This is a genomic window from Stenoxybacter acetivorans DSM 19021 (genome assembly GCF_000745895.1).
In the GTDB taxonomy this organism is placed as follows: domain Bacteria; phylum Pseudomonadota; class Gammaproteobacteria; order Burkholderiales; family Neisseriaceae; genus Stenoxybacter; species Stenoxybacter acetivorans.
On record NZ_JQKE01000033.1, the window covers coordinates 1 to 23,414 of the forward strand.

Genomic DNA, 23,414 nt, shown 5'->3' on the forward strand with positions numbered 1-23,414 from the left:
AATACCCAATACCCAATACCCAATACCCAATACCCAATACCCAATACCCAATACCCAATACCCAATACCCAATACCCAATACCCAATACCCAATATACTGTAGATATTATTATAACACTTCGTGCTCATTCTGAATATGATATTCTATCCAGATTGAAATTGAGGGCAGAATATACATTACCTGACAATTTTCAGTTTGTCATTATTGATTATGGTTCTCAGCATGATGATGCCGAATCAATAAAACGAATATGTGATGAAAATGGTTTTCCATACCATTATGTTGATTCAAGTTCTCAAATATGGAATATATCAAAAGCTCGGAATATTGGGGTTCTTAAATCGCAAGCCGATTTTATTATTATTGAAGATTTAGATGTATTTTCATGCAAAGATTTTTACCAAAAAATAAAATTACAAATTGATTCTCTTTTAATTAACAAAAACTGGAAATTTTTTGCTATTCCTGTTGCTTACTTATCAGAACAAAAATCATCAACGATAACTGCTCTTTTAGATGAACCAGAATACAATGATTTAATTTCTGATATTTTTGATGAATTTGATTCAGAGACAATAGAGTTTTTCGCCCCGACTTCTTCTTATTTAGTGTGCAGCAGGGATTTGATATTGTCTGTTGGCGGATATGATGAATCTTTTGAGGGTTGGGGGCTGGAAGACAGTGATTTTGCTTTAAAATTATTAACAAAAGCCAATATCGAAAAACCAAGGGATTTTTACCGGCTGATTACAAAAAAATATTCTGAACAGGTATCTTGGATTGGATACAGATCTTTATACAGGATTTTTGCAGATATTTGTGCTTTAAAAGGAATTTATGGTTTTCATATATGGCATCCCATACGAGCAGAAAGAAACGATGCTATTCGTAAACGTAATTTATCCATTGCAACAGGAAATGCAGAATATTATCAAAATAAAAAAACTGAATTCATTCCTCTAAGGGATAGCGATGCAGAATCAACCTTATTTTTAAGCTTAAATCCACATTCATTTAATGAAGGTATTTTTTGCTTGTTTAAAAATCCTGTGTATATTGAGTACAGCACTATATCACCAGATAATATTGATGGTATCATTAAAGAATATAAAATAAAAAATATTATTTTTAATAATCCATATGGCAATGAGCAGATAAAAAATCTTTATACAATTTTTAAGAAAAAAGGAATGGATTGTTACGTTGTTGAAAGAGGTGCATTGCCTTTTTCAATTTGTATTGATAAAGATGGATTTTGTGCTGAAAGTCAGTCATACCAATATGATAATTGGAGAGATATTAATATAGAAGGTGAAAAAAAAGAAAAAACAGTAGAATATATTAATAATTTCAAATTATCAGTAAATAGTTTAGAGCCTCAGCCAGATCAAATAGGTGGGAACGGTATAAAAAAACGATTAAACATAGGTGAAAAAACAAAAATTTTATTTATTGCTCTGCAATCTCCATCGGATACAACCACAAATTATTTTTGTGGAAAAATAGGCAGTTATGATAATTTTATCAATGAAATAGCAAAGTTACCGACAATACTGAATGGTTGGAGAATAATTTATAAAAATCATCCTTTAACAATTGATAAAGTTGTTATTGAGGGGGCTGTTTGTGTTGATAAATACCACATTAACGACATTTTAGAAGCAAGTGATGCTGTAACGCTAATAAACAGTGGTGTTGGTGTGTTATCTGTTATTTATAATAAACCTGTTTATTTTTTTGGACAAGTCTTTTATGCGTGTAATGGATTAAATAATTTGGTTTATGATGCTGAGGATTTGACTGATCAATTAATCAATAATCCGATTAAATTTGATGAAAATATTGCAATTAAATTTATTTCATTTTTAATCAATGACTTTTATTCTTTCGCTACATGGAATAGAAAAGAAAGGAAATACACTGATAAGGCAAATTTGAGTATTTCAGAAAATATAAGATATGATATTGTTCGAGTATGGGATAAAGATAAAAAAACAAAAAAAGAAATTTTTATAGATAATTCACCCATCATAAATTTGAAACAAAGTATTCTTTTTGATAGATACCGTTTAGATGATTTTATTTATAATAAAAATAAAACCGGCAATGTAAATTCCACCGGAAATTTAAATTCATTAAATTATAGATCGTCTGCTAAAAATAGCTCATCGATTAGAAGAAAACTTTTAAAACTAAAAAATAATCCATATTTATTCTTTTACGATTTTTTTAGGAAAAAAATCTTGAAAAAAGATCTTCAATAATTTATTGTCAATTAATAACGTACTCTAAGAGAATAACCTTGCTGCAAGTTATCGAAAAATCAGATTTAAAGCGATTGAGCTAAGCTGAAAATGGCACGCCGCCATTTTGTAAAACAACAGTCAGCGGCTTGTTTTTGTTAAGAAATAGTGTTTAAAGCCCGAATAGATGCAAGGTGAATGCTGAACCAATATATGCCATTGTTTTTGCATGCTTTACTTAGGCATCATTGAGCATAAATTCTTGTTATTTTATGGTGGCAGCGTGTTATTAAAATACCCCAAAAATAATTATTTATACTTATATATTGTTTGGATGCTTTTTGCTAAAAGTAAATACATTAAAAAATAATTAACCGCAAACACGGAGCATCAGGATTACTCATGAAATTTTTCAGGCAGCCTTTGTGGCAAATGGCATTTCGCCCTTGTTATTTACTGGCATCATTGTTCGGTGCAGTCTGTATTTTGGTTTGGGGCATGGGTTATACAACGGGATTGGGCTATATCGGCAATACCGCATTGCCTGTTTATTTGTGGCATGCACATGAAATGATTTGGGGCTATGCCGGTCTGGTGATAACGGGTTTTTTGCTCACGGCGGTGGCGACTTGGACGGGTCAGCCGCCTTTGCGCGGCGGTGCATTGGTATTGCTGGCGGGGTTGTGGCTGATTGAGCGGGTGTGTGTGCTGTTTCCCGCTGCTGTTTATTGGGGTGGCATTGTGGGCAATGTGTTTTTTTTACTGGCGGCATGGTTTTTATTTTTGCCGATATGGCGCAGCGGCAATAAGCGCAATTATATCGTGGTGCTTGCTTTGCTGTTGTTTGCGGTGAACCACGCTTGGTTTCATTGGCAGCTGGCACACCATCATTTAATCACAATCCGAACAGGGTTGTGGGCGGGTTTGATTGTGGTGTCTGGTTTTATTGGCTTGATTGGCTTGCGCGTGATTCCGTTTTTTACTGCGCGCCGTTTGAATATTCCGCAAGTACCGATTTCGCCCTTATTCGGATTGAGTGCAATGGTGCTGCCAATGTGCATGGCGGTGAATTTGTTGTTTTTTCCGCAGTGGTTGGGATTGACAATGATTGCGGGTGCGGCAAGCGGTGTGATTAATTTGATACAAGTGGTACGCATTTGGCATCGCAATGTATTGAGGGAACCCTTGTTGTGGGTTTTGTTTGTCGGCTTTACTGCCTGTGCCTTGGGTTTGCTGGTGTTTGGTATCGGTTTATATCAGCCGATGGCGTGGTCAGGCATGGTGAGCGCGGGTGTGCATTTGATTGCGGTTGGCGGCATTGGCTTATTGACCTTGGGCATGATGGCGCGCACCGCTTTGGGACACACCGGCCGCCCGATGCGTGCGGTTGTGCCGATACCGTTGGCATTTGGCTTGATGATTTTGGCAGCCTTATTGCGTATTGTTGCCGCGTGGGCTTCAGGCAGTCTGTTTTCAGGGCTGATTGCCGTGTCTGCATTGCTGTTTGCACTCTCATTATTTTTATTCGCTTGGCGTTACACGCCGTGGCTGCTGCAAGCCCGTGCCGATGGGCGGGCAGGGTGATGATGTGGTTTACTAAAGATAATAATTGAAAATGAATAAAGCAATTTGGATCAAGGGATTATTGTTTTCAGGCAGCCTGATAATACACAGGCTGCCTGAAAACAGATTGGCAATCTGCTTTAAAAATCATTCGGTATTAAAAAGCGGATTGACACAATCATTTTTCAGCGGACTATTTATTTCCCAATACGATATTCATCGGCTAGAATAAACGCCTCTCTTCAAAGCCTTGAGCTCAACGGAACCCGCACAATGAGCAGTACAAATCCCGCCCCGCGTATTCGCGAAATTCCCTACAACTATACTTCTTATTCCGACCGCGAAATTGTGATTCGCTTATTGAACGCGGCGGCGTGGGATACGCTGCAAGACTTGCGCAGTCAGCGGCGCACAGGGCGTTCGGCGCGAATGTTGTTTGAAGTGCTGGGGGATATTTGGGCGGTGAATCGCAATCCGTATTTAATGGACGATTTACTGGCGCACCCGCCGCGCCAAGCGGCATTGGTGAAAGAAATGCGCCACCGTTTGCACGAAATTCAAAAACGGCGCGACAACAATACACAAGTCGGTTCTTTGCTTCAGGCAGCCGAAACCGCGGTTGATATTTTTGAGCGCGGCTTTGAGAAAACCCGCACCAAACGCGAACAAGTGTTGAAGCGGTTGTCGAAAATTACCCATAAAGACAATATATTATTTGATGGTTTGGCGCGAGTAAGCCATGTAACCGATGCCACCGACTGGCGCGTGGAATACCCGTTTGTGGTGATTGTGCCTGACAACGAAGCCGAAATCGCGCCTTTGGTACGTGCCTTGATTGAGTTGGAATTGCCGATTATTCCGCGCGGCGGTGGCACGGGCTACACTGGCGGTGCTGTGCCTTTGGACGCAATGAGTGCCGTCATTAACACTGAAAAACTGGATAAACACCAAGGTGTGCAATGGGTGCAGCTGCCGGGATTGGAAAGCGAACGCCCGATTATTGTCTGCGGCGCGGGCGTGGTTACGCGGCGGGTAGAAGAAACCGCCGCTGCTGCCAAACTGGTGTTTGCCGTTGATCCGACTTCTGCTGATGCTTCCTGTGTGGGCGGCAATGTGGCAATGAATGCGGGCGGCAAAAAAGCGGTATTGTGGGGAACGGCACTCGATAATTTGGCGTGGTGGCAAATGGTGAACCCGCAAGGCGAATGGCTGCGGATTGAACGGGTGTGCCACAATTTCGGCAAAATTCACGATGAAAAAACCGCGCTGTTTGACGTGCATACGCTGAGCGGCGACGGCAAGCGCATTGTTAAAACCGAACGGCTGAAAATCGACGGCTCGCGTTTTCGTAAAGTGGGTTTGGGCAAAGATGTTACTGATAAATTCTTGGCAGGTTTGCCGGGTGTACAAAAAGAAGGCACAGACGGCATCATCACCAGCGTGGCTTTTGTGCTGCACACCATGCCCAAACACACACGTACCGTGTGTATGGAATTTTTCGGTACGGTTGCCAACGCCACACCGGCGATTGTGGAAGTGCGCGATTATTTATTGGGGCACGGCAGCGTTAAACTGGCGGGCTTGGAACATTTAGACTGGCGTTATGTTCGTGCGGTGGGCTATGCCACCAAAGCAGCGGGCAAAGGCCGCCCGAAAATGGTGTTGCTGGCTGATGTTGTATCAGACGATGAAGCTGCCGTTCAGGCAGCCGCCGAGCGCATTGTGCGCTTGGCAAACGCCAGAAACGGCGAGGGTTTTATTGCGGCAACACCTGAAGCACGGAAAACTTTCTGGCTCGACCGTTCGCGCACTGCCGCCATTGCCAAGCACACCAATGCCTTTAAAATCAATGAAGATGTTGTTATTCCGCTGGAACGGCTGGGCGAATATTCCGACGGCATTGAACGCATTAATATTGAATTATCAATACGCAATAAACTTGCCCTGTGCCGTGCTTTGCGTGAATACCTGCCCACAAAATTGCCTCTGGACAAAATGGGTACGGATTTGCCCGGCAAAGAATTATTGGGTGAACGCAAACAACATGCTTTAAACCACGTTGAAGCGGTTACCGAACGCTGGCAATGGTTGCTGGATAACTTGGACGCACCGCTTGCCGATTATTTGGCACGTTTTCCGCAAAAATGGGAAGACGATGCCCCCGTTGGCAATGACAGCTGTTTTATTGCCATGCGCGATTTTCGCCTGCGCGTGTCGGTGAAGCGTGATGTGATGCAGCCCTTATCTGAGGTTTTCAGCGGCAAAACCGACACCTTGATTTTGCAGCAATTGGCAAAAATTCACGCTCAAGTGGTGCGCTCACGTGTGTTTGTCGCTTTGCACATGCACGCGGGCGACGGCAATGTTCACACCAATATTCCCGTTAATTCAGACGATTACGACATGCTGCAAACCGCCCACCAAGCAGTGGTGCGGATTATGGGCATTGCCCGCAGTTTAAACGGCGTGATTTCCGGTGAGCACGGCATCGGCATCACCAAACTGGAATTCCTCACCGATGCGGAAATGCAGCCGTTTTGGGACTACAAACGAAAAATTGACCCCAAAGGTTGGTTTAACCGCGGCAAACTCATGCCCGGTGCGACTTTGGAAGCTGCCTACACGCCTTCGTTTGAACTTTTGGGCGTGGAATCACTGATTATGGAGCAATCCGATTTGGGCGATATTGCCCATGCCGTCAAAGATTGTCTGCGTTGCGGCAAATGTAAACCCGTGTGTTCCACCCATGTGCCGCGCGCCAATTTGCTCTACAGCCCGCGCAATAAAATTTTGGGTGTGGGTTTACTCACCGAAGCGTTTTTGTACGAGGAACAAACCCGCCGCGGCGTGTCGCTGAAGCACTTTGCCGAATTAAACGATGTTGCCGACCATTGCACCGTATGTCATCGCTGTGCCAAGCCTTGTCCTGTGAACATTGATTTTGGCGATGTTACGGTTGCCATACGCAACTATCTGCGCAAAAGCGGCAAAAAACGCTTTAATCCGGCGGTATTTATGGGCATGGCTCTGCTCAACGCCAAAGATCCCAATACCATTAAAATTTTGCACGCAGGGGTTATTCGCGCCGGATTTAAGCTGCAAAACTGGGGTTATCGCCTTGGCAAGCATTTTGGTTTGGGCTACCTGAAAAAACAAAAAGCCGCACCGCGCGCTACCGTTGGCGAGCCGAAGATTAAAGAACAAGTGGTTCACTTCATCAACCGCCCTTTGCCGCGCCATGTGCCGATTAAAACCGCCCGAGCATTGCTCAACATTGAAGACAGCAAAACCATTCCGATTATCCGCAACCCTGCCATTGCAGAAGAAGCCGAAGCAGTGTTCTATTTTCCCGGCTGCGGTTCGGAACGTCTGTTCAGTCAAGTTGGATTGGCAACCCAAGCCATGCTTTGGCATGCCGGTGCACAAACCGTATTGCCGCCCGGCTACCTCTGCTGTGGCTACCCGCAAACCGCCGGCGGCAATCACGATAAAGGCAATCAAATCACCACCGAAAACCGTGTCTTATTCCACCGCGTTGCCAATACTTTGAATTATTTGGACATTAAAACAGTGGTGGTCAGCTGCGGTACGTGTTATGACCAATTGGCGGATTATCAGTTTGATAAAATTTTCCCCGGTTGCCGCGTTGTTGATATTCATGAATATTTGTTGGAAAAAGGCATACGGCTGAATGGTGTTCAAGGCCGTCAATACCTCTATCACGACCCTTGCCACAGCCCGATTAAAACCACCCAGCCGATTAAAGTGGTTAATGAACTCATTGGTCAAAAAGTGGTATTGAGTGATCGCTGTTGCGGCGAATCCGGCATGTTTGCCGTTAATCGCCCCGATATTGCCACGCAAGTGCGCTTTCGCAAAATGGAAGAAATTGAAAAAGGCAAAGCACAGCTGCCGGCGGGCGAACCCGTTAAAATGCTTACCACTTGCCCTGCTTGTTTACAAGGTTTAAGCCGTTACGAAGACGATGCCGGCATCGGTGCAGATTATGTGGTTATCGAAATGGCAAAACAAATTTTGGGCGAAAATTGGCAAGATGAATTTATTGAGAAAGCCAATAATGGCGGGATTGAAAGAGTATTGCTGTGAAATTTGCGTGAGAAACGGATAAAAGGCTGCCTGAGACGGAAACAGAAATGGAAACGGTTGTTATGGTGTGTTGGTGATTGCCTGTTTTTTTAAGCCGCTAACGTGTTTTTTACCAATAAACTGTGCGTATTTTGAGTTTACCGATGCCGTATCCGCACGCATTTTTTTCTAAAAGTATTTTACCCGTTATAATCTATAATCATAATCCAAAAAGTATGCCGTGTGCCGGCGGTTAAAAATTGGCATGATTAGGCAAGTGCGTGTTTGTGCCTTGCCGAACCGATTGATGAATGACTCAAATGACTTCAGAAGGAATAAACTGTGGCAAAAATTATTGTGGTAACGTCAGGTAAAGGCGGCGTGGGCAAAACCACCACCAGTGCCAGCATTGCGGCGGGCTTGGCTTTGCGGGGACACAAAACCGCGGTGATTGATTTTGATGTGGGCCTGCGTAACTTGGATTTAATTATGGGCTGCGAGCGGCGCGTGGTCTATGACTTAATCAATGTGATTCAGGAAGAAGCCACGCTGAATCAAGCCTTAATTAAAGACAAACACTCAGAAAATCTCTATATCATGCCCGCGTCGCAAACCCGTGATAAAGACGCGCTTACTCGCGATGGCGTGGAAAAAGTATTGAAAGAATTAACCGAAACCATGGGTTTTGAATATGTGGTGTGTGATTCGCCCGCCGGCATTGAAAAGGGTGCAATGATGGCACTGTATTTTGCCGATGAAGCGGTGGTAACCACCAATCCGGAAGTGTCCAGTGTGCGCGATTCAGATCGGATTTTGGGTATTTTGGCGAGCAAATCGCGCCGAGCCGAGCAAGGTTTGCCGCCGGTAAAAGAACATTTGCTGATTAATCGCTATTCACCCGAGCGCGTGGAAAAAGGTGAAATGCTGTCGGTGGACGATATTTGCGACATTCTGCGTGTGCCGCTCATCGGCGTTATTCCCGAATCTGAAAATGTATTGCAAGCGTCCAATGCGGGTACACCGGTGATTTTGGTGGAAGGATCAACCGCCGCCGAGGCTTATAAAGACGTGGTGGCACGTTTGCTGGGCGAAGACCGACCCATTCGTTTTTTGGATGTGGAGAAAAAAGGCTTCCTGAAACGTTTGCTCGGAGGTTAAATCCATGTCTTTAATTGATTTTTTGTTTGGCAAGAAAACCGCCAGTGCGCAAATCGCCCGCGATCGTTTGCAAATCATCATTGCTCAAGAGCGCGGCGGCGGCAACACTGCACCGGATTATTTACCTACTTTGCAAAAAGAATTATTGCAGGTGCTGTCTAAATATGTACCGGTGTCTTTAGATGACATTCGCATTTCACATGAACAGCAAGGCGGTGTAGATGTGTTGGAACTCAACATTACCCTGCCTGATTTTGGCAAAGACACAACAAAAAAGGCAGATTCATGACCTTAACCGAATTGCGGTATATTGTTGCGGTGGCACACGAGAAACATTTCGGCAGAGCCGCTCAGCGTTGTTTTGTGAGCCAGCCCACCTTATCCATTGCCATTAAAAAGCTGGAAGAAGAACTGGGAATTGTGCTGTTTGACCGCAGCAGTGCGGAAATTCACACCACGATTGCCGGCGAGCGCATTGTTACACAGGCAAAAAAAGTGCTTGATGAAGCAGAGCAAATTAAATTTTTGGCAAATGAAGAGCGCAATGAATTAGACGGCTTATTCCGGCTGGGTCTAATTTTTACGGTTGCGCCTTATTTGCTGCCCAAACTCGTTTTGGCGTTGCGTGAAATTGCGCCGGATATGCCTTTGCAGCTGGAAGAAAATTACACCAGCGTATTGGCGGATTTGCTCAAACGCGGTGAATTAGATGCAGCCGTATTGGCGGATCCTTTTTCAGAGAGCGGTTTGGAAGTTTGGCCTTTGTATGATGAACCGTTTTTTGTGATTGTCCCCAAAGGGCATCCTTTTGAAGAGCTTGATGCCATCAGTGCCAAAGATCTGGCACAAGAGCGCGTGCTGTTGCTGACTGAAGCCAATTGTATGCGCGACAACGTGCTTGCCGGCTGCATTGAATTGGCGCAGCAGCAAAAAATTCAAGGCTTGGCAAATACCATACAAGGCAGTTCAATCAACACGGTACGCCACATGGTGGCAAGCGGTTTGGGCATCAGCGTCTTGCCCGCCACCGCGCTGACTGAAAATGACCACATGCTGTTCAGTATCGTGCCGTTTGAGCCGCCTGTGCCGCAGCGGCGTATTGTACTGGCAAGCCGCCGCCATTTCGTGCGTCCGCAAGCCTTAACGGCGATTCGGAGTGCCATTGGTTTGTCCAAATTGGCGGGTGTGCGCTTTGTGAAAGATTTATGAGCAGTCGTTCCGCCTTGCCGGAAGCCATGCCGTTCGACCTTTCAGGCTGCCTGAAAAATCTGCCCACATTGCCCGGCGTGTATCGTTTTTCCGATGCTGACGGCAAAGTATTGTATGTGGGCAAAGCGGTAAATTTAAAACGCCGCGTCAGCAGCTATTTTCAAAAAAGCAATTTATCGCCGCGCATTCAGCTGATGGTGAAACAAGTTGCCAAAATCGAAACCACAGTTACCCGCTCCGAAGCGGAAGCCTTGATTTTGGAAAACAATTTCATTAAAGAAATGTCGCCGAAATACAACATTTTATTTCGCGATGATAAAAGCTATCCTTATCTCATGCTCAGCGGCCATGCTTTTCCGCAAATGGCGTATTACCGAGGCTCTCTGAAAAAGCCGAACCAGTATTTCGGTCCTTATCCCAACGGCTATGCCGTGCGCGACAGTATTCAAATTTTGCAAAAAGTATTTCGTTTGCGCACCTGTGAAGACAGCGTGTTTGAACACCGCAACCGCGCCTGTTTGCTGTATCAAATCCGCCGCTGTTCCGGTCCTTGCAACGGACACATCAGCGAAGACGATTACCGCGACAGCGTTCGCCAAGCAGCAGCGTTTCTCAACGGTAAAACCGATGAATTGAGTGTTACTTTGCGTTACAAAATGCAGCAAGCTGCTGACGCACTGCATTTTGAAGCGGCAGCCCAATACCGCGATCAATTGCAAGCCCTGGGTTTGGTGCAATCGCAGCAATTTATTGACAGCAACAGCCCCAACAGCCGCAATATTGACATACTCGCGCTGGCAGGCACGGGTGATACTGTGTGCATTCATTGGGTGAGCATACGCGGCGGACGGCACGTTGGCGACAAAAGTTTTTTCCCCGACACCCGTTTTCAATTAACAGAAAATCTGAACAGCTACGGCGAAGCCTTTGCCGCGCAGCATTATTTGGGCAAAACCAAGCCCGAGATTATCATCAGTAACTTCAAACTGTCTGAAAGTTTGAAAATCGCTCTGATTGAAGACAATGGCAAAAATATTCAATTTGTGAACCAAACCAGCGGTGAGCGGCGGGTGTGGTTAAAAATGGCACAGCATAACGCTGAATTGGCAATCACCCAACGCCAGCAGCAACAGCACAGTCAGCAACAACGTTTGGATGCTCTGGCGGAGTTGTTGCAATTGAACGCCGACGAATTAAACCGCATTGAGTGCTTTGACATCAGCCACACCCAAGGTGAAGCCACTGTGGCTTCATGCGTGGTGTATGAAAACGAAGCCATGCAGCCCAAGCAATACCGCCGTTTCAATATCCAAACCGCGAAAGCAGGCGATGACTACGCAGCCATGCGCGAAGTGCTGACCCGCCGTTACGGCAAATTGACGGCAGGTGATGACAGCATCGGCAAAATGCCCGACTTGGTGCTGATTGACGGTGGCAAAGGGCAGGTGCGTATGGCACAGGAAGTGTGGCAGGAATTGGGCATACAATTGCCCATTGTCGGCATCGCCAAAGGACCGGAGCGAAAAGCCGGTTTGGAAGAGCTGATTATTCCGCATTTGGGTATGGTTACTTCTTTGCTGCCGCACCATTCCGCCTTGCATTTACTTCAAACCATACGCGATGAATCACATCGTTTCGCCATCAGCGGGCATCGCAATAAACGCGGCAAAGCCCGTGTTACTTCCACCCTCAACGACATACCCGGCATCGGTGCAAAACGCCGCGCCGCCTTGCTCACCCGTTTTGGCGGTTTGCGCGGCATCATGGCAGCCGGTGCGGAGGATTTAAGTCAAGTGGAAGGCATCAGCCGTCAATTGGCAGAAAAAATTTATGAGATTTTGCATCATTGATGATTTTCAGGCAGCCTGTAAAGTAGCAGGGCTGCCTGAAAGGGTATTGATAACAAAGTGAGAAATGTAATAATAATGCTCAATAACGCACACATGCAATCATGATAAATTTTTTGTGAATAATGCGGCAATTTGCTGTTTATGGCAGATTGCCGCGTTGGTTTGTGTGCGTGCTTATATCAATGATTGATACAGGCAGCTACAGAGTTACAGCCAGCCCAGCAGCGGCCAATAGACCAAAGCCATCACCAGCATCAGTAAATAACCGATTATGGTAACCACGATACCCACTTTGGCAAATTCTTTAGCGGTGAATGTGTCCGTACCCAAACACACCATGTTTTGCGGCGCGTTAATCGGCAGGATAAAGCCATAGCTCACCACAAAACCCAGCAGCATACTTAAACCCAGTTGTACATCAGGCGTCAATGCCGTATTGGTTGCGCCGATGGTATGCAGCATCACAATCATAATCGGCATAAACAGCGAACACAGCGCGGTGGCACTGGCAAAACCCAAGTGGATAATGATGAGAAATGCTGCCAAAACAGCAAAAATCATAAACGGACTCATCGCTTCCAAACCGGCACTGTGGACAATCCAATCGCCCATCCATTTGCCCGCGCCGGTTCTCAGCAATGCTGTTCCCAAGCTGATGCCCGCACCAAATACCAAAATGGTTCCCCACGGCGCACGTTTTTGTACTTCTTTCCAGTTAATCACACCAATGCCCGGTATCATTAAAATTGCCAAGCCGACAGCAGTGGAAGTGGTGGTGTCAATATTGTGCAGTTTACCGCCGGTTGCCCAGAAAAACAGCAGGGTAATCATCACAATCAGCAAGCGCAATTGTGCGCCGGGCATCGGCCCCAGACCTTTCAATTCTTTTTCTACAGCTTCTTTACCGCCCGGTACATTGTCTGCTTCCGGCGGCAGCATTTTCAGTATCACAAAAAACAGCACGACCGACATAATCACAGACCACGGTGCACCGGCTTTCAGCCAATCAAGCCACGACACCCGTGAACCGATAATATTGTCCATAAAGCCGACAGTGAGTAAATTTTGTGCGGCAGAAGTTTGAATACCCACATTCCACACGCTGGTTGCCTGAGCCACCATAATCATGATGCCTACGGCAATGCGTGAGCGGTTATCCACGCCGTAAGCGGCGATAATACCGGTCATAATCGGCACAATACACGCCACGCGTGCAGTGGCACTGGGCACAAAGAAACTCAAAATAATGGTTACCACAATGACACCGATTAAAATGCGTTTGGTGCTGGTGCCGATGGTGTTCAGTGTGAGCAAGGCAATGCGCCGATCCAGTTTGGTGTAGGTCATTGCGGCAGCCAGAAAGGTTGCTCCTGCCACCAATGCCCAAGCGGAATTGGAAAAGCCGGATAAGGCAATGTTCATGGCTTTAGACGTTCCCAAAAATTTATCGCTCTCGCTGACAAGGGTGCTGGCTTTGTCTAAAACCACTTCAGGAGCGAAGCCAACCAAGAGCGCGATGAGTGCCAAAACAATGACCGAACTGACTTCGTAAGAAATGGCTTCAGTGAGCCACACAATCACTGCAAATATCAAAATTGCCAACATGCGGTGTCCGGAAACGGACAAACCTTCGGGGGTTGGCATCAGCAACACCGCCAACAAAGCCACCAGCCCGACAATCAATCCAATCGGAATGGGAAATTTTTGCTTGGGTACAGAAACAGTATTTTGCGTTTCCATGGCATTAAACTCCTTATAACAGTTAAAAAAACAGACAATAGGCAACAAAAACCATTATTCTCTTTTAGTCGGGTCGTTGTCAGATAATACTGACATAAAGCTCAAAAAAACAACAAGTAATAATCAATTTAATGATATTTATCAAACGAAATGTAATCATTTGTATTTTTTGGAGAAAATGATCAATAAAATAAAAACCAATATTCAGTGATTTCACGCAGTAAATCCCAGCAAGTACAGTTCCAATTGAAATGCCGGTGAAATTAATGGGCAGCCAAAACGGATAAATGTTTTCAGAAGCCGTATTTGAATTTGATTTTATATAAGATTTTCTTTATACAAAAACGATGTTTTTTTGGGGTGGTATCATAATAAAACGGTTTTTGGTTTCGTATCACTGGGATTAAAGTCATTTCTGTGGCAAGATAGAACCAACAAGGCAAATCATTACACAAATATCATGACCGAAAGTGAATTTTTACAATACAGCGATCAGCTGTTTGAGCACATCATCAATCAATTGGACAGCCAAGACGCGGATTTAGATGGTGAAATCAGCGGCAATGTATTGAATATTGAAACCGAAAGCGGTGAACAAATCATCATTAATCGCCATTTACCCAATCAGGAATTGTGGATTGCCGCCAAAAGCGGCGGTTATCATTTCAGTGAGCGCGGCGGGCAATGGCTGTCTTCGCGTGATAACAGTGAATTTTTCAGCATTTTAAATCAAGTATTAAGTGCGGCAATCGGGCAAAATATTCAGCTTGTTGCTGCGGATAGTGTTTGAGGCCTGCCTATGTTACATACCCTTATCAAGCATGACCTGAAAGCCCTGCAAGCCTTTGTGGCGATTGTGGAATGTCAAGGCGTGAGTGCCGCGCAAGACCGATTGAATATGTCGCAATCGGCAATCAGCACCCATTTGGCGCATTTGGAAGAAAGTTTGGGCGTAAGTCTGTGCCGCCGCGGCCGTGCGGGTTTTTCGCTCACCAAAGCGGGCTATCAGCTTTATGAAGCCTGTACTTTATTGCTGCAAGCCACCGGTGAATTCCACCGTAAGGTACAAAACATTAAATGGCATCAATCGGTGTTGTCCGGAACATTGCGCATCGGCGTGGTTGAACACTTGCCGCCGGATTTTCAGGCAACCGTTTGCTCGGTTATCAGCGATGCTTATCAACATTACCCCGAATTGCGTTTGTCAATGGACATTCGTTCACCGCAAGAGATTGAAACCGCCGTGGCAACCAATCACCTGGATTTGGGCATTGCCAGCTACCATGTTTTACTAAAAAACCTGCATTATCATTTGGTTTTTGAAAGCCGCCAAAACATCTACTGCCGTGCAGACCACCCTGCTGCCAAAGCGGAAAATCTCACTTTGAACCGTTTGGAAGAAGACTATGTGTGGGTGAAATGCAGTTATGCGCACACACCGGCTCATATCGGTATCAGCGGCGGCGTAACCACTGCGGTGGCGCATCATGTTGATGCGGCTGTGTTGTTTCTATTGGCAGGCAGCCACATCGGCTTTTTGCCGGAAGATGCCGCCCGAGCGTTTGTTGCACAAGGGCTATTGGTGCCGCTCTTGCCGCAGCAAGCCACTTATTTATTGCCGAATTACACCGTAACCCGCCCCACGCCCGACCCGCGCGTGAATTGGTTTTTGGGGCAATTAAGCAGCCGATTGCCTTGATTTAAGAAAACAATTAAGGCTTCAGACGGAGATAAACAACATTTCAGGGAATAGTACAAAGCGGCATAATGAAGAATACATTACACAGTAATCCAAAATAATCAATCTGTTACAGCATAAATTGGCATAAAAAGCCGTATCCATGTGCAGAAAACAGTCGTTTAGCTGTATTTATTTCAACAATAAACAGGCTGCCTGAATATGTTTCAGGCAGCCTGTTGGGTTGTTTTTCTTAGCATTACACTTGCAGCAGCAGATACCGCCGCTCCCACGGGCTGATGACTTCAAAAAATTCTTCAAATTCGGTTTCTTTGATTGCCGCGTAGCACTGCACGAATGACAAACCCAATAAATCATGCAAAGGTTGGCAAGAGAGCAGTTCAGAAACGGCATCATCAAGGTGGCGCGGCAAGTTTTGCGGGCGGTCATACGCACTGCCGACCAAAGGCTCAGAAGGGTTTAATTTTTGTGTCATGCCCAATAAACCCGCACCCAAGCTGGCGGCAAACGCCAGATACGGATTGACATCCACGCCCGGCAAGCGGTTTTCAACGCGGCGGGCATCAGCATCGGCTTGCGGAACGCGCAAACCGCAAGTGCGATTGTCGTAGCCCCATTCTAAATTGATTGGTGCTGTGGAAAAACGGCTTAAACGGCGGTAAGAGTTTACAAATGGTGCCAGCAGCGGCATGGCGGCGGGCAGATAGGTTTGCAAGCCCGCGATGTGCTGAAAAAATTGTGCCGAAGCATTGCCTTCATCATCGCTGAAAATATTGTGTTTGCTGTGTTTGTGAATCACACTTTGGTGAATGTGCATGGCACTGCCGGGCTCGCCCTGCATGGGTTTTGCCATAAATGTAGCGTACATATTATTGCGCAGTGCCACTTCGCGAATGGTGCGCTTAAATAAAAATACTTGGTCTGCCAAATCCAGCGGATTGCCATGATCGAGGTTAATCTCCATTTGCGCCGGACCCATTTCATGGATTAAGGTATCCACGGCAATGCCTTGCTCTTCACACCAATCGTACATCACATCGAAAATATCGTTGTAATCGTTCATGGCATCAATGCTGAAACTTTGGCGTCCAGCTTCGGTGCGCCGTGTTCTGCCCAATGGCGGCTCTAAGGGCAAATCTTCATCGGGCTGCATTTGCACCAAATAAAACTCCATTTCGGGCGCAACAATCGGCTGCAAATCCAATTCATCATAGGCGTTTAATACCCGCTTTAACACATTGCGCGGCGATAGATCAACTGGTGTGCCGTCAAAACGATAAGCATCGTGAATAATCTGCGCCGTTGGTTCAGCCGCCCAAGGCACAATGCGCAAGGTGTTGGCATCGGGCAGTAAACGCATATCGGGATCGGTTTTGGGGGTGAAATCGGCTTCGGGAAAATCACCGGTAACGGTTTGGGTGAACACCGCTTCTGCCATGCGTATGCCTTCCTCGGGCTTGTATTTGCGGCGAGGAATAATTTTGCCGCGCGGAATGCCGCTCATGTCCGATACCATACATTCAATTTCGGTGATGCGGTTTTCGTCCAGCCAAGCGTTGATTTTGTCAGCAGAAGTCATGATTCAGGCAGCCTGTGTGTGAGAGTGTGCATGATTGCCAATTTAAACGGCGGTGTCAATGAAACGGCAGTGTTGCTTGAGTAAATCCAAGATGCACATTCAGTTTGTTTGCAGGCGAAAATAAAGGAATAGGGCGGTGAAGATTCAGAATAATGTTGTTGAAACAGCCATCAAAAAAACCGCACTTCTTAAGAAAAGTGCGGTTTTTGCTATTTTTCAAGTATGAGATTAAGGAGTACCAGTAGCTGCAGCAGCACAACCAGTAGGTGCGAAGTTCGCAGCAACAGTGGTTGTACAAGTCCAAGTACCATTTGCTGTACGAGTCCAAGTCAAGGCTTGACCAGCAATGTTAGCTGCAGCATTGCCACCAAAAGTTGCTACAACAGTAGTCGTTGAAGTTAACGGGTTTGTAATTACAGGTGTTCCCGTGCCTGCGGGCAGAGCTTCACCGGTTGGTGATTGTCCACCACTGACCATCAAGTTAGAACCCGTCGCACCCGGATCACATGCACCAGCAGCAGTACCCAACGTTAAACGACCATCCAAAATACAGAGCTCAACAGCAGTACGCACTTGAGCACTTTCTCCCATCACGCGGGTAACTTGTGAACGAGCAATATAGTTTTGGTATTGCGGAATAGCAATCGCTGCCAAAATACCGATGATCGCGATAACGATCATTAATTCAATTAAGGTAAAACCTTTTTGCATGGCTTTCATGTTTCTATCTCCAGATATGGGTTTAGGTCAAAGACCAAAGTTAAGTAACACTATACAGCAGTATTTGAAACGAGAGGGGAAGGATATTCCAATCTGCCATATTGCTGTTTGGTTTTGTTTGAGCAATGGGTGTGCCAATTTTAGTTTTTGTGCTTTTTATGGGTGCAAATAATTTTTTCAGGAAGCCTGAAAGCGAGCCGTATTGGGGAGGGTGTTCAAAATTTTGTGTCAGGGGTAAATCCTAGTAGGTTGATTATATATACCATTGAGTCTGCCCTCGAGCTTGGGAGGTTCATAGTGGCAAACGAACCGCAGTATGATTTAAAAAGCTCTGAATGCGTGCCAAGTCTTGCAAGGTGCAGTTCGTTCCCGCGTTTGGCATACACCAACAGCAAATCAGGTTTAACGTGGCATTCACGGTAGTCTTTCAAGTTGCCGGTTAATTGATGATCGCGGTATTTTTCAGTAAGCGGAATATCATGGATTAGAGAATACATCACTTCTGCCCATTCTTTATGTCATCAGATTGGCATAGTGCTTTTTCGCGTCTCGTTTAAATTGCTTGGTTGGCGTTGGTTGTAACTCACTCATTTTTAAAACGCCGTAATATCTTTCATCATTTCTTCCAAGTTGCTGTAACGTTTAGCAGTTGTAAATTCTTCCCTCGCTTCAATCAGACTTTGTCGTGTGGCTTCGTTGTAAATACGGTTTGAATTGTGCTGAAAAGAAAGTGGAATGGTTTTGGTATCGGCAATTTGGTTCAGGAATAATTTAACCGCTTGTGCCGGGGTCAATCCATAGCTTTCAATAACGGGAAATGCACGCTCTTTCAGGCTTTCATCCATACGGATATTGAAGTTTGTGCTGCTCATTGTTTTACCTTTTTTGCTCAAAAGACGTTAAATTGTAAAACAATTGTTTTATTTTTTTCAATGGTTTTATGATTTGGCTTGTGTATTTTATTACTGACACAGTGCCAAATAGGGTATTTCCACTGTAGGAAAAAATATTTGGCGGAAAAAATGAACTTGTAACCCCCCCAACCAGTAGACTTCTTATCTTCTGTCTGGCAATGGACTTTGTCCGTATCCCTGTACGGTTGTCTGCTGATAAGCAATCGGTTTTCACCGCCATGTACAGCCGTCATGCTGTTTTGCTGAACTTCATTGATGTTGTAGTATTTTTTGCATCAACACCAGATCCAGCCACTTGCCGAATTTGCAGCCCACCTGCGGCATCAAACCGCTTTGGACAAACCCCATTTTTTGGTGTAAAGAAACGGAAGCGGCATTGCCGGCTTCAATGGCAGCCACCATAACGTGTTTTTTTTGCTGCACGGCATCATCAATTAAGGCTTGCAATAATAAACGCCCAATGCCTTTTCGCTGCGCGGTTTGATGGACATATATCGAATGCTCCACCGTGTGCCGATAGCCCGAATATGCCCGAAAATCACCATAACTGCCGTAGCCCAGCACGGTATTTTGTTCGTTTACTGCCACCAGCACAGGGAAACCGTTTGCTTGGCGTTGAGCCAGCCATTGAATGCGGTTGGCTTCATCGGTTTCTTGTTCTTGCCAGATCGCCAAAGTATGGCGCACGGCGTGGTTAAAAATGGCGGCTACGGCAGCCATATCGGCGTTGTCGGCAGGGCGGATGTGTATCAAATCAGTGTTCATGGAGCATCAATCCAAATAACGGGTTTTATCGGTATGAATGGGCTGCGGTTTTGCGCTGAGAAATCATGATTATCAGGTAATGTAAATATTGCGTTATTCTACAGCGAATGGGCAAGACCCGCGCCGAAACGCGTTTCAGGCAGCCTGAAAAATAGGGGCGTTGCTTTTGGCGGAAAACATTGCCACACAGTATTTCCCGTTTTGTGTTAAAGCCATCTAAAATAAGAAGCTGTTTAATATCCTTTGGCGTAATTTCTTTGGGCATATTTTGGTGCTTTTTTCGCTGTTCGCCTTTGCTTTATAACCGCAAGCGCGTGTCTTCTCAGCAAAAAACGCTCAAAATCTGTGCTGAATAAATCATTCCAAAGGATATTAAACAGTTTTTGATATTTTGTTTTATCTTTTGCCGGAATTTATCCATGCTGCCTGAAAACATCATTGCTGCCGCCCGTCCGTTTTCGCTTTATTTGTGCCGTCATTTGGACAACGGCAATCTCAAACCGGAAATTTTGTATCCCTTATTGGAAAGAGCGTTCACGCCCGATGATTTTGCGGCGTTTACCGATTGGCAAGCCTTGATTGACGATGAAAACGAAGCCGAATTGGCGCGGCAGCTGCGGGTTTTGCGCCGTTATGTGATGGCGCACATCATCAGCCGTGATTTGGCGCGGGTGAGCCATTTGGCGGAAGTAACCGCAACCATTACCCGTTTTGCCGATTTCGCCATTAACACTGCGCTGACATTTTCTTATCGTTATTATATGGGTTTATACGGTGAACCACTCGGGCGGTACAGCGGGCAAGTACAGCATTTAAGCGTGGTTGCCATGGGCAAAATGGGCGGCTATGAACTCAATGTGTCGTCGGATATTGATCTGATTTTTGTGTTTCCCGAATCGGGCGACACCAATGGCAAACGTGAAAAAAGCAATCAGGAATTTTTTACTAAAGTTGGGCAGAAATTGATTGCTTTGCTGAATGACAGCACCGGTGACGGGCAAGTGTTCCGTGTTGATATGCGCTTGCGGCCAGATGGTGATTCGGGTGCGCTGGTGTTGAGTGAAACCGCGCTGGAGCAGTATTTAATTACACAGGGGCGCGAATGGGAGCGTTATGCGTGGATTAAAGGGCGGGTATTAACGCCGTATCCCAACGACATCACCGCGTTGGTGCGCCCGTTTGTTTACCGCAAATATCTGGATTTTAATGCCTACGAAGCCATGCGCAGCCTGCATCGGCAAATCCGCCAAGAAGTTACCCGCAAAGGCATGGCGGAAAACGTTAAACTGGGTGCGGGCGGTATTCGTGAAGTGGAATTTATTGCGCAGATTTTTCAATTGATTCGCGGCGGGCAAGTGCGCAGTTTGCAGTTAAAAGGCACACAAGAAACCCTGCATGAGTTGGCAAAATTGGGCATGCTGGAAGCGGAAACCGTGGCGACATTATTGTCTGCCTATCGTTTTTTGCGTGATGTGGAACATCGGCTGCAATATTGGGACGACCAACAAACACAAACCTTGCCGCAAAGTGCGGAACAATGCCAAAAGCTGGCTGAAAGCATGGGTTTTGCCGATTATGATGCGTTTTCAGGCAGCCTGAATGTCCATCGCCGCGCGGTAAACCGTATTTTTAACGACATTCTGGCAGACCCTGACGATAAATCCGGCAATATTGCTCAAGAATGGGAAATTTTGTGGCACAACGGTGATGACGAACCCAAAGCTGCCTTATTGCAGCGGCACGGTTTTCAGGCAACCCCTGTTTTGCAAGCACTGCATCATTTACGGCATAGCAATAAATACCGCCAATTATCACCCGCCGCGCAGCAGCGTTTTGATAAACTCGTACCGCAAATTGTTTGTGCCGCCGCGTCCACCGACAAACCCAACATGACCTTATCGAGGCTGTTGAATTTTCTCGAAGCCGTGAGCCGCCGCAGTGCCTACCTTGCCTTTTTGCACGAACACCCGCAAGCCTTGGCGCAAGTGGCGCAATTGATGAGTCAAAGCAGCTGGGTGGCAACGTATTTGCAGCGGCATCCGATTTTGCTTGACGAATTACTCAGTGATCAAGTCACTGAAATCCATATCGATTGGGCGGCAATGCGCCGCGAATTGGCACAGCAATTGGACGATTGCGGCAATGATGTTGAAGCGCAAATGGACGTATTGCGCCGTTTTCAGCATGCCAAGACCTTTCAATTGGCAGTGCAGGATTTGGCGGGTTTATGGACAATTGAAGCCTTATCCGATCAATTATCCGCTTTGGCAGACGTGATTTTGCAGCAATCCGTGCAGCGCGTGTGGCAAGCCTTGCCTAAGAAGCATTGCAGTGAACCACGCTTTGCCGTTATCGGTTACGGCAAACTCGGCGGCAAAGAATTGGGCTACGCATCGGATTTGGATTTGGTGTATTTGTATGATGACGATCACCCCGATGCCGCCAATTTCTATTCCCGTTTGGCACAGCGGATCACATCGTGGCTCACTGCCGCCACCGGTGCCGGTGCGTTATACGAAGTGGATTTGCGGCTGCGCCCCGACGGCGAAGCCGGTTTTTCCGCCGCGTCCATACAAATGTTTGACCTGTATCAGCGTGAAAAAGCATGGACTTGGGAACACCAAGCCCTTACCCGCGCCCGTTTTGTTGCCGGTGATGAAAACGTAGGCAAACAATTTGATGCCGTGCGCTGCGGCATACTCACCCATGAACGCAATATTGATGAATTAAAAAGAGAAATCATTGATATGCGTGAAAAAATGTTTCCCACCCACCCGCCGCGGGACAGTGATGTTAAATACGCGCGCGGCGGCGTGGTGGACGTAGAATTTATCGTGCAATATCTGATTTTGGCACACGCACACCACTATCCGCAGCTGCTGCAAAACTACGGCAATATTGCTTTGTTAAGCATGGCGGCAGATGTTGGGCTGATTGATGAAACCCTTGCCGAAACCGCCCGAACTGCCTACCGTCATTACCGCAAACAACAGCACAACACCAAATTGCGCGATGCCCTGCATGCCGAAGTAGATGATACTTTGCTGTTTTATTACGGCGTGGTGAAACAATTGTGGTTGCAGGTGTTTGGCGAGGAAGCCAAAATAAGCATCGGCTGATGTTTGGGCGCAGTGCCGTTTCAGGCTGCCTGGAGATGGTGTTTATAAAAGTATTTATAAAATTGATAACCAATGCCTGTGCGGTAATCGGTTGTTTGGTTTTGGTGTTTTGGCAGGTGGATTGGTTGCCGCCGTATTATGTACCGCACAATAATGATTGTCTGTATCGCGTTTTATTTTGGATAAAACGTATTTTTTGAAATGGAAATGTTGGTTTATGTTCAGGCAGCCTGAGCATAAATCGGTTGCTTATTTTGTTGGCATCATTTTGTTTTCAGGTAATTTTATCTTGACACAAGCGTCGGATTAAGACAAAATCCGCCGATTATTTGACGCGCATTGTGTTTGGTATTCAATGCGCCGCGCGGCGGAAACGCTGTTGTGTTGGGAGGTGATGGTTAAGAAGCCGATATGCGGTGTCGGCTATTCGTTGCTGTAATGCAGCGAACAACATAACCGCTGTATTTGATAAAAGGCGGCAACGTTGCCTTTTGTTTATTTATCTCTTTTTGAAATTCAGGAAAAAAAATGCCTGCTGTTAAAGTTAAAGAAAACGAACCTTTTGAAGTTGCCATGCGCCGTTTTAAACGTGCGATTGAAAAAACCGGTTTATTAACCGAATTGCGCGCCCGCCAAGCCTATGAAAAACCCACAACTGAGCGTAAACGCAAAAAAGCAGCGGCGGTAAAACGTTTGCAAAAACGTCTGCGCAGCCAAACCTTGCCGCCGAAAATGTATTGATTGTTTTTTGGTTTTCAATGCGTAATG

The 23,414-nt window shown here is 45.9% G+C and carries 19 protein-coding genes; 13 read left to right on the forward strand and 6 right to left on the reverse strand.

What is annotated here, in order from left to right:
• Positions 1–111 precede the first annotated feature (111 nt).
• From Q384_RS05810 to uvrC, 8 genes are all read left to right on the forward strand, one after another.
• Positions 112–2,265, forward strand: a complete 2,154-nt coding sequence (locus Q384_RS05810) for a capsular polysaccharide export protein, LipB/KpsS family (RefSeq protein ID WP_281174505.1) — start codon at positions 112–114, stop codon at positions 2,263–2,265.
• 381 nt (positions 2,266–2,646) lie between these two features.
• Positions 2,647–3,828 (forward strand): NnrS family protein, encoded by a 1,182-nt coding sequence (locus Q384_RS05815; protein WP_037586533.1) that lies wholly within the window; start codon positions 2,647–2,649, stop codon positions 3,826–3,828.
• A 31-nt stretch (positions 3,829–3,859) separates the two neighbouring features.
• Entirely contained in the window at positions 3,860–4,039 is a 180-nt protein-coding gene (locus Q384_RS13615) for a hypothetical protein (RefSeq protein ID WP_169740838.1), read from the forward strand.
• A gap of 41 nt (positions 4,040–4,080) precedes the next feature.
• Positions 4,081–7,914, forward strand: coding sequence for a DUF3683 domain-containing protein (locus tag Q384_RS05820; RefSeq protein WP_037586534.1), 3,834 nt, complete (start codon positions 4,081–4,083; stop codon positions 7,912–7,914).
• A gap of 321 nt (positions 7,915–8,235) precedes the next feature.
• Positions 8,236–9,051, forward strand: a complete 816-nt coding sequence (gene minD / locus Q384_RS05825; protein WP_037586535.1) for a septum site-determining protein MinD — start codon at positions 8,236–8,238, stop codon at positions 9,049–9,051.
• A 4-nt stretch (positions 9,052–9,055) separates the two neighbouring features.
• A complete protein-coding gene (gene minE / locus Q384_RS05830; RefSeq protein WP_037586536.1) occupies positions 9,056–9,340 on the forward strand; it encodes a cell division topological specificity factor MinE in 285 nt (94 codons plus the stop codon).
• A complete protein-coding gene (locus tag Q384_RS05835) occupies positions 9,337–10,260 on the forward strand; it encodes a hydrogen peroxide-inducible genes activator (RefSeq protein ID WP_037586537.1) in 924 nt (307 codons plus the stop codon). The genes minE and Q384_RS05835 overlap by 4 nt, the downstream gene beginning before the upstream one ends.
• Positions 10,257–12,110: an excinuclease ABC subunit UvrC gene (gene uvrC / locus Q384_RS05840; RefSeq protein ID WP_084224410.1), complete on the forward strand. Its 1,854-nt coding sequence runs from the start codon at positions 10,257–10,259 to the stop codon at positions 12,108–12,110. The genes Q384_RS05835 and uvrC overlap by 4 nt, the downstream gene beginning before the upstream one ends.
• Before the next feature lie 207 nt (positions 12,111–12,317).
• On the opposite strand, the gene Q384_RS05845 is transcribed toward uvrC, so the two are convergent.
• On the reverse strand, positions 12,318–13,850 hold the full coding sequence (locus Q384_RS05845; protein ID WP_037586538.1) for a DASS family sodium-coupled anion symporter: 1,533 nt from the start codon (positions 13,848–13,850) through the stop codon (positions 12,318–12,320).
• Positions 13,851–14,307: 457 nt separating this feature from the next.
• Here Q384_RS05845 and cyaY point away from each other — a divergent pair, with 457 nt between their 5' ends.
• Complete coding sequence (gene cyaY, locus Q384_RS05850) at positions 14,308–14,640, forward strand: iron donor protein CyaY (protein ID WP_037586553.1); 333 nt, start codon at positions 14,308–14,310, stop codon at positions 14,638–14,640.
• A gap of 9 nt (positions 14,641–14,649) precedes the next feature.
• A complete protein-coding gene (locus tag Q384_RS05855) occupies positions 14,650–15,549 on the forward strand; it encodes a LysR family transcriptional regulator (protein ID WP_037586539.1) in 900 nt (299 codons plus the stop codon).
• 238 nt (positions 15,550–15,787) lie between these two features.
• Here Q384_RS05855 and Q384_RS05860 read toward each other — a convergent pair whose 3' ends face one another.
• The 5 genes from Q384_RS05860 to Q384_RS05880 form a co-directional block, all read right to left on the reverse strand.
• The gene (locus tag Q384_RS05860) at positions 15,788–17,128 is read right to left on the reverse strand and encodes a glutamine synthetase family protein (protein WP_037586540.1); all 1,341 of its coding nucleotides are present in this window, start codon (positions 17,126–17,128) and stop codon (positions 15,788–15,790) included.
• Positions 17,129–17,356: 228 nt separating this feature from the next.
• Positions 17,357–17,848 carry a pilin gene (locus tag Q384_RS05865; protein WP_037586541.1) on the reverse strand — a complete coding sequence of 164 codons (492 nt, stop codon included), beginning with the start codon at positions 17,846–17,848 and terminating at the stop codon, positions 17,357–17,359.
• A 215-nt stretch (positions 17,849–18,063) separates the two neighbouring features.
• Entirely contained in the window at positions 18,064–18,345 is a 282-nt protein-coding gene (locus tag Q384_RS14500) for a type II toxin-antitoxin system YafQ family toxin (RefSeq protein ID WP_156956469.1), read from the reverse strand.
• A 96-nt stretch (positions 18,346–18,441) separates the two neighbouring features.
• A complete protein-coding gene (locus Q384_RS05870) occupies positions 18,442–18,720 on the reverse strand; it encodes a type II toxin-antitoxin system RelB/DinJ family antitoxin (protein ID WP_037586542.1) in 279 nt (92 codons plus the stop codon).
• 291 nt (positions 18,721–19,011) lie between these two features.
• Positions 19,012–19,527 carry a GNAT family N-acetyltransferase gene (locus Q384_RS05880; RefSeq protein WP_037586544.1) on the reverse strand — a complete coding sequence of 172 codons (516 nt, stop codon included), beginning with the start codon at positions 19,525–19,527 and terminating at the stop codon, positions 19,012–19,014.
• A 422-nt stretch (positions 19,528–19,949) separates the two neighbouring features.
• Between Q384_RS05880 and glnE the strand changes: the two genes are divergently transcribed.
• The 3 genes from glnE to rpsU all read left to right on the forward strand — a co-directional run bounded on the left by glnE (position 19,950) and on the right by rpsU (position 23,387).
• On the forward strand, positions 19,950–22,646 hold the full coding sequence (gene glnE, locus Q384_RS05885; protein ID WP_156956470.1) for a bifunctional [glutamate--ammonia ligase]-adenylyl-L-tyrosine phosphorylase/[glutamate--ammonia-ligase] adenylyltransferase: 2,697 nt from the start codon (positions 19,950–19,952) through the stop codon (positions 22,644–22,646).
• Positions 22,646–22,846 (forward strand): hypothetical protein, encoded by a 201-nt coding sequence (locus tag Q384_RS05890; protein WP_037586546.1) that lies wholly within the window; start codon positions 22,646–22,648, stop codon positions 22,844–22,846. Before glnE ends, Q384_RS05890 begins: the two co-directional genes overlap by 1 nt.
• Positions 22,847–23,174: 328 nt before the next feature.
• Complete coding sequence (gene rpsU / locus Q384_RS05895; protein WP_037586547.1) at positions 23,175–23,387, forward strand: 30S ribosomal protein S21; 213 nt, start codon at positions 23,175–23,177, stop codon at positions 23,385–23,387.
• Positions 23,388–23,414: the final 27 nt, after the last annotated feature.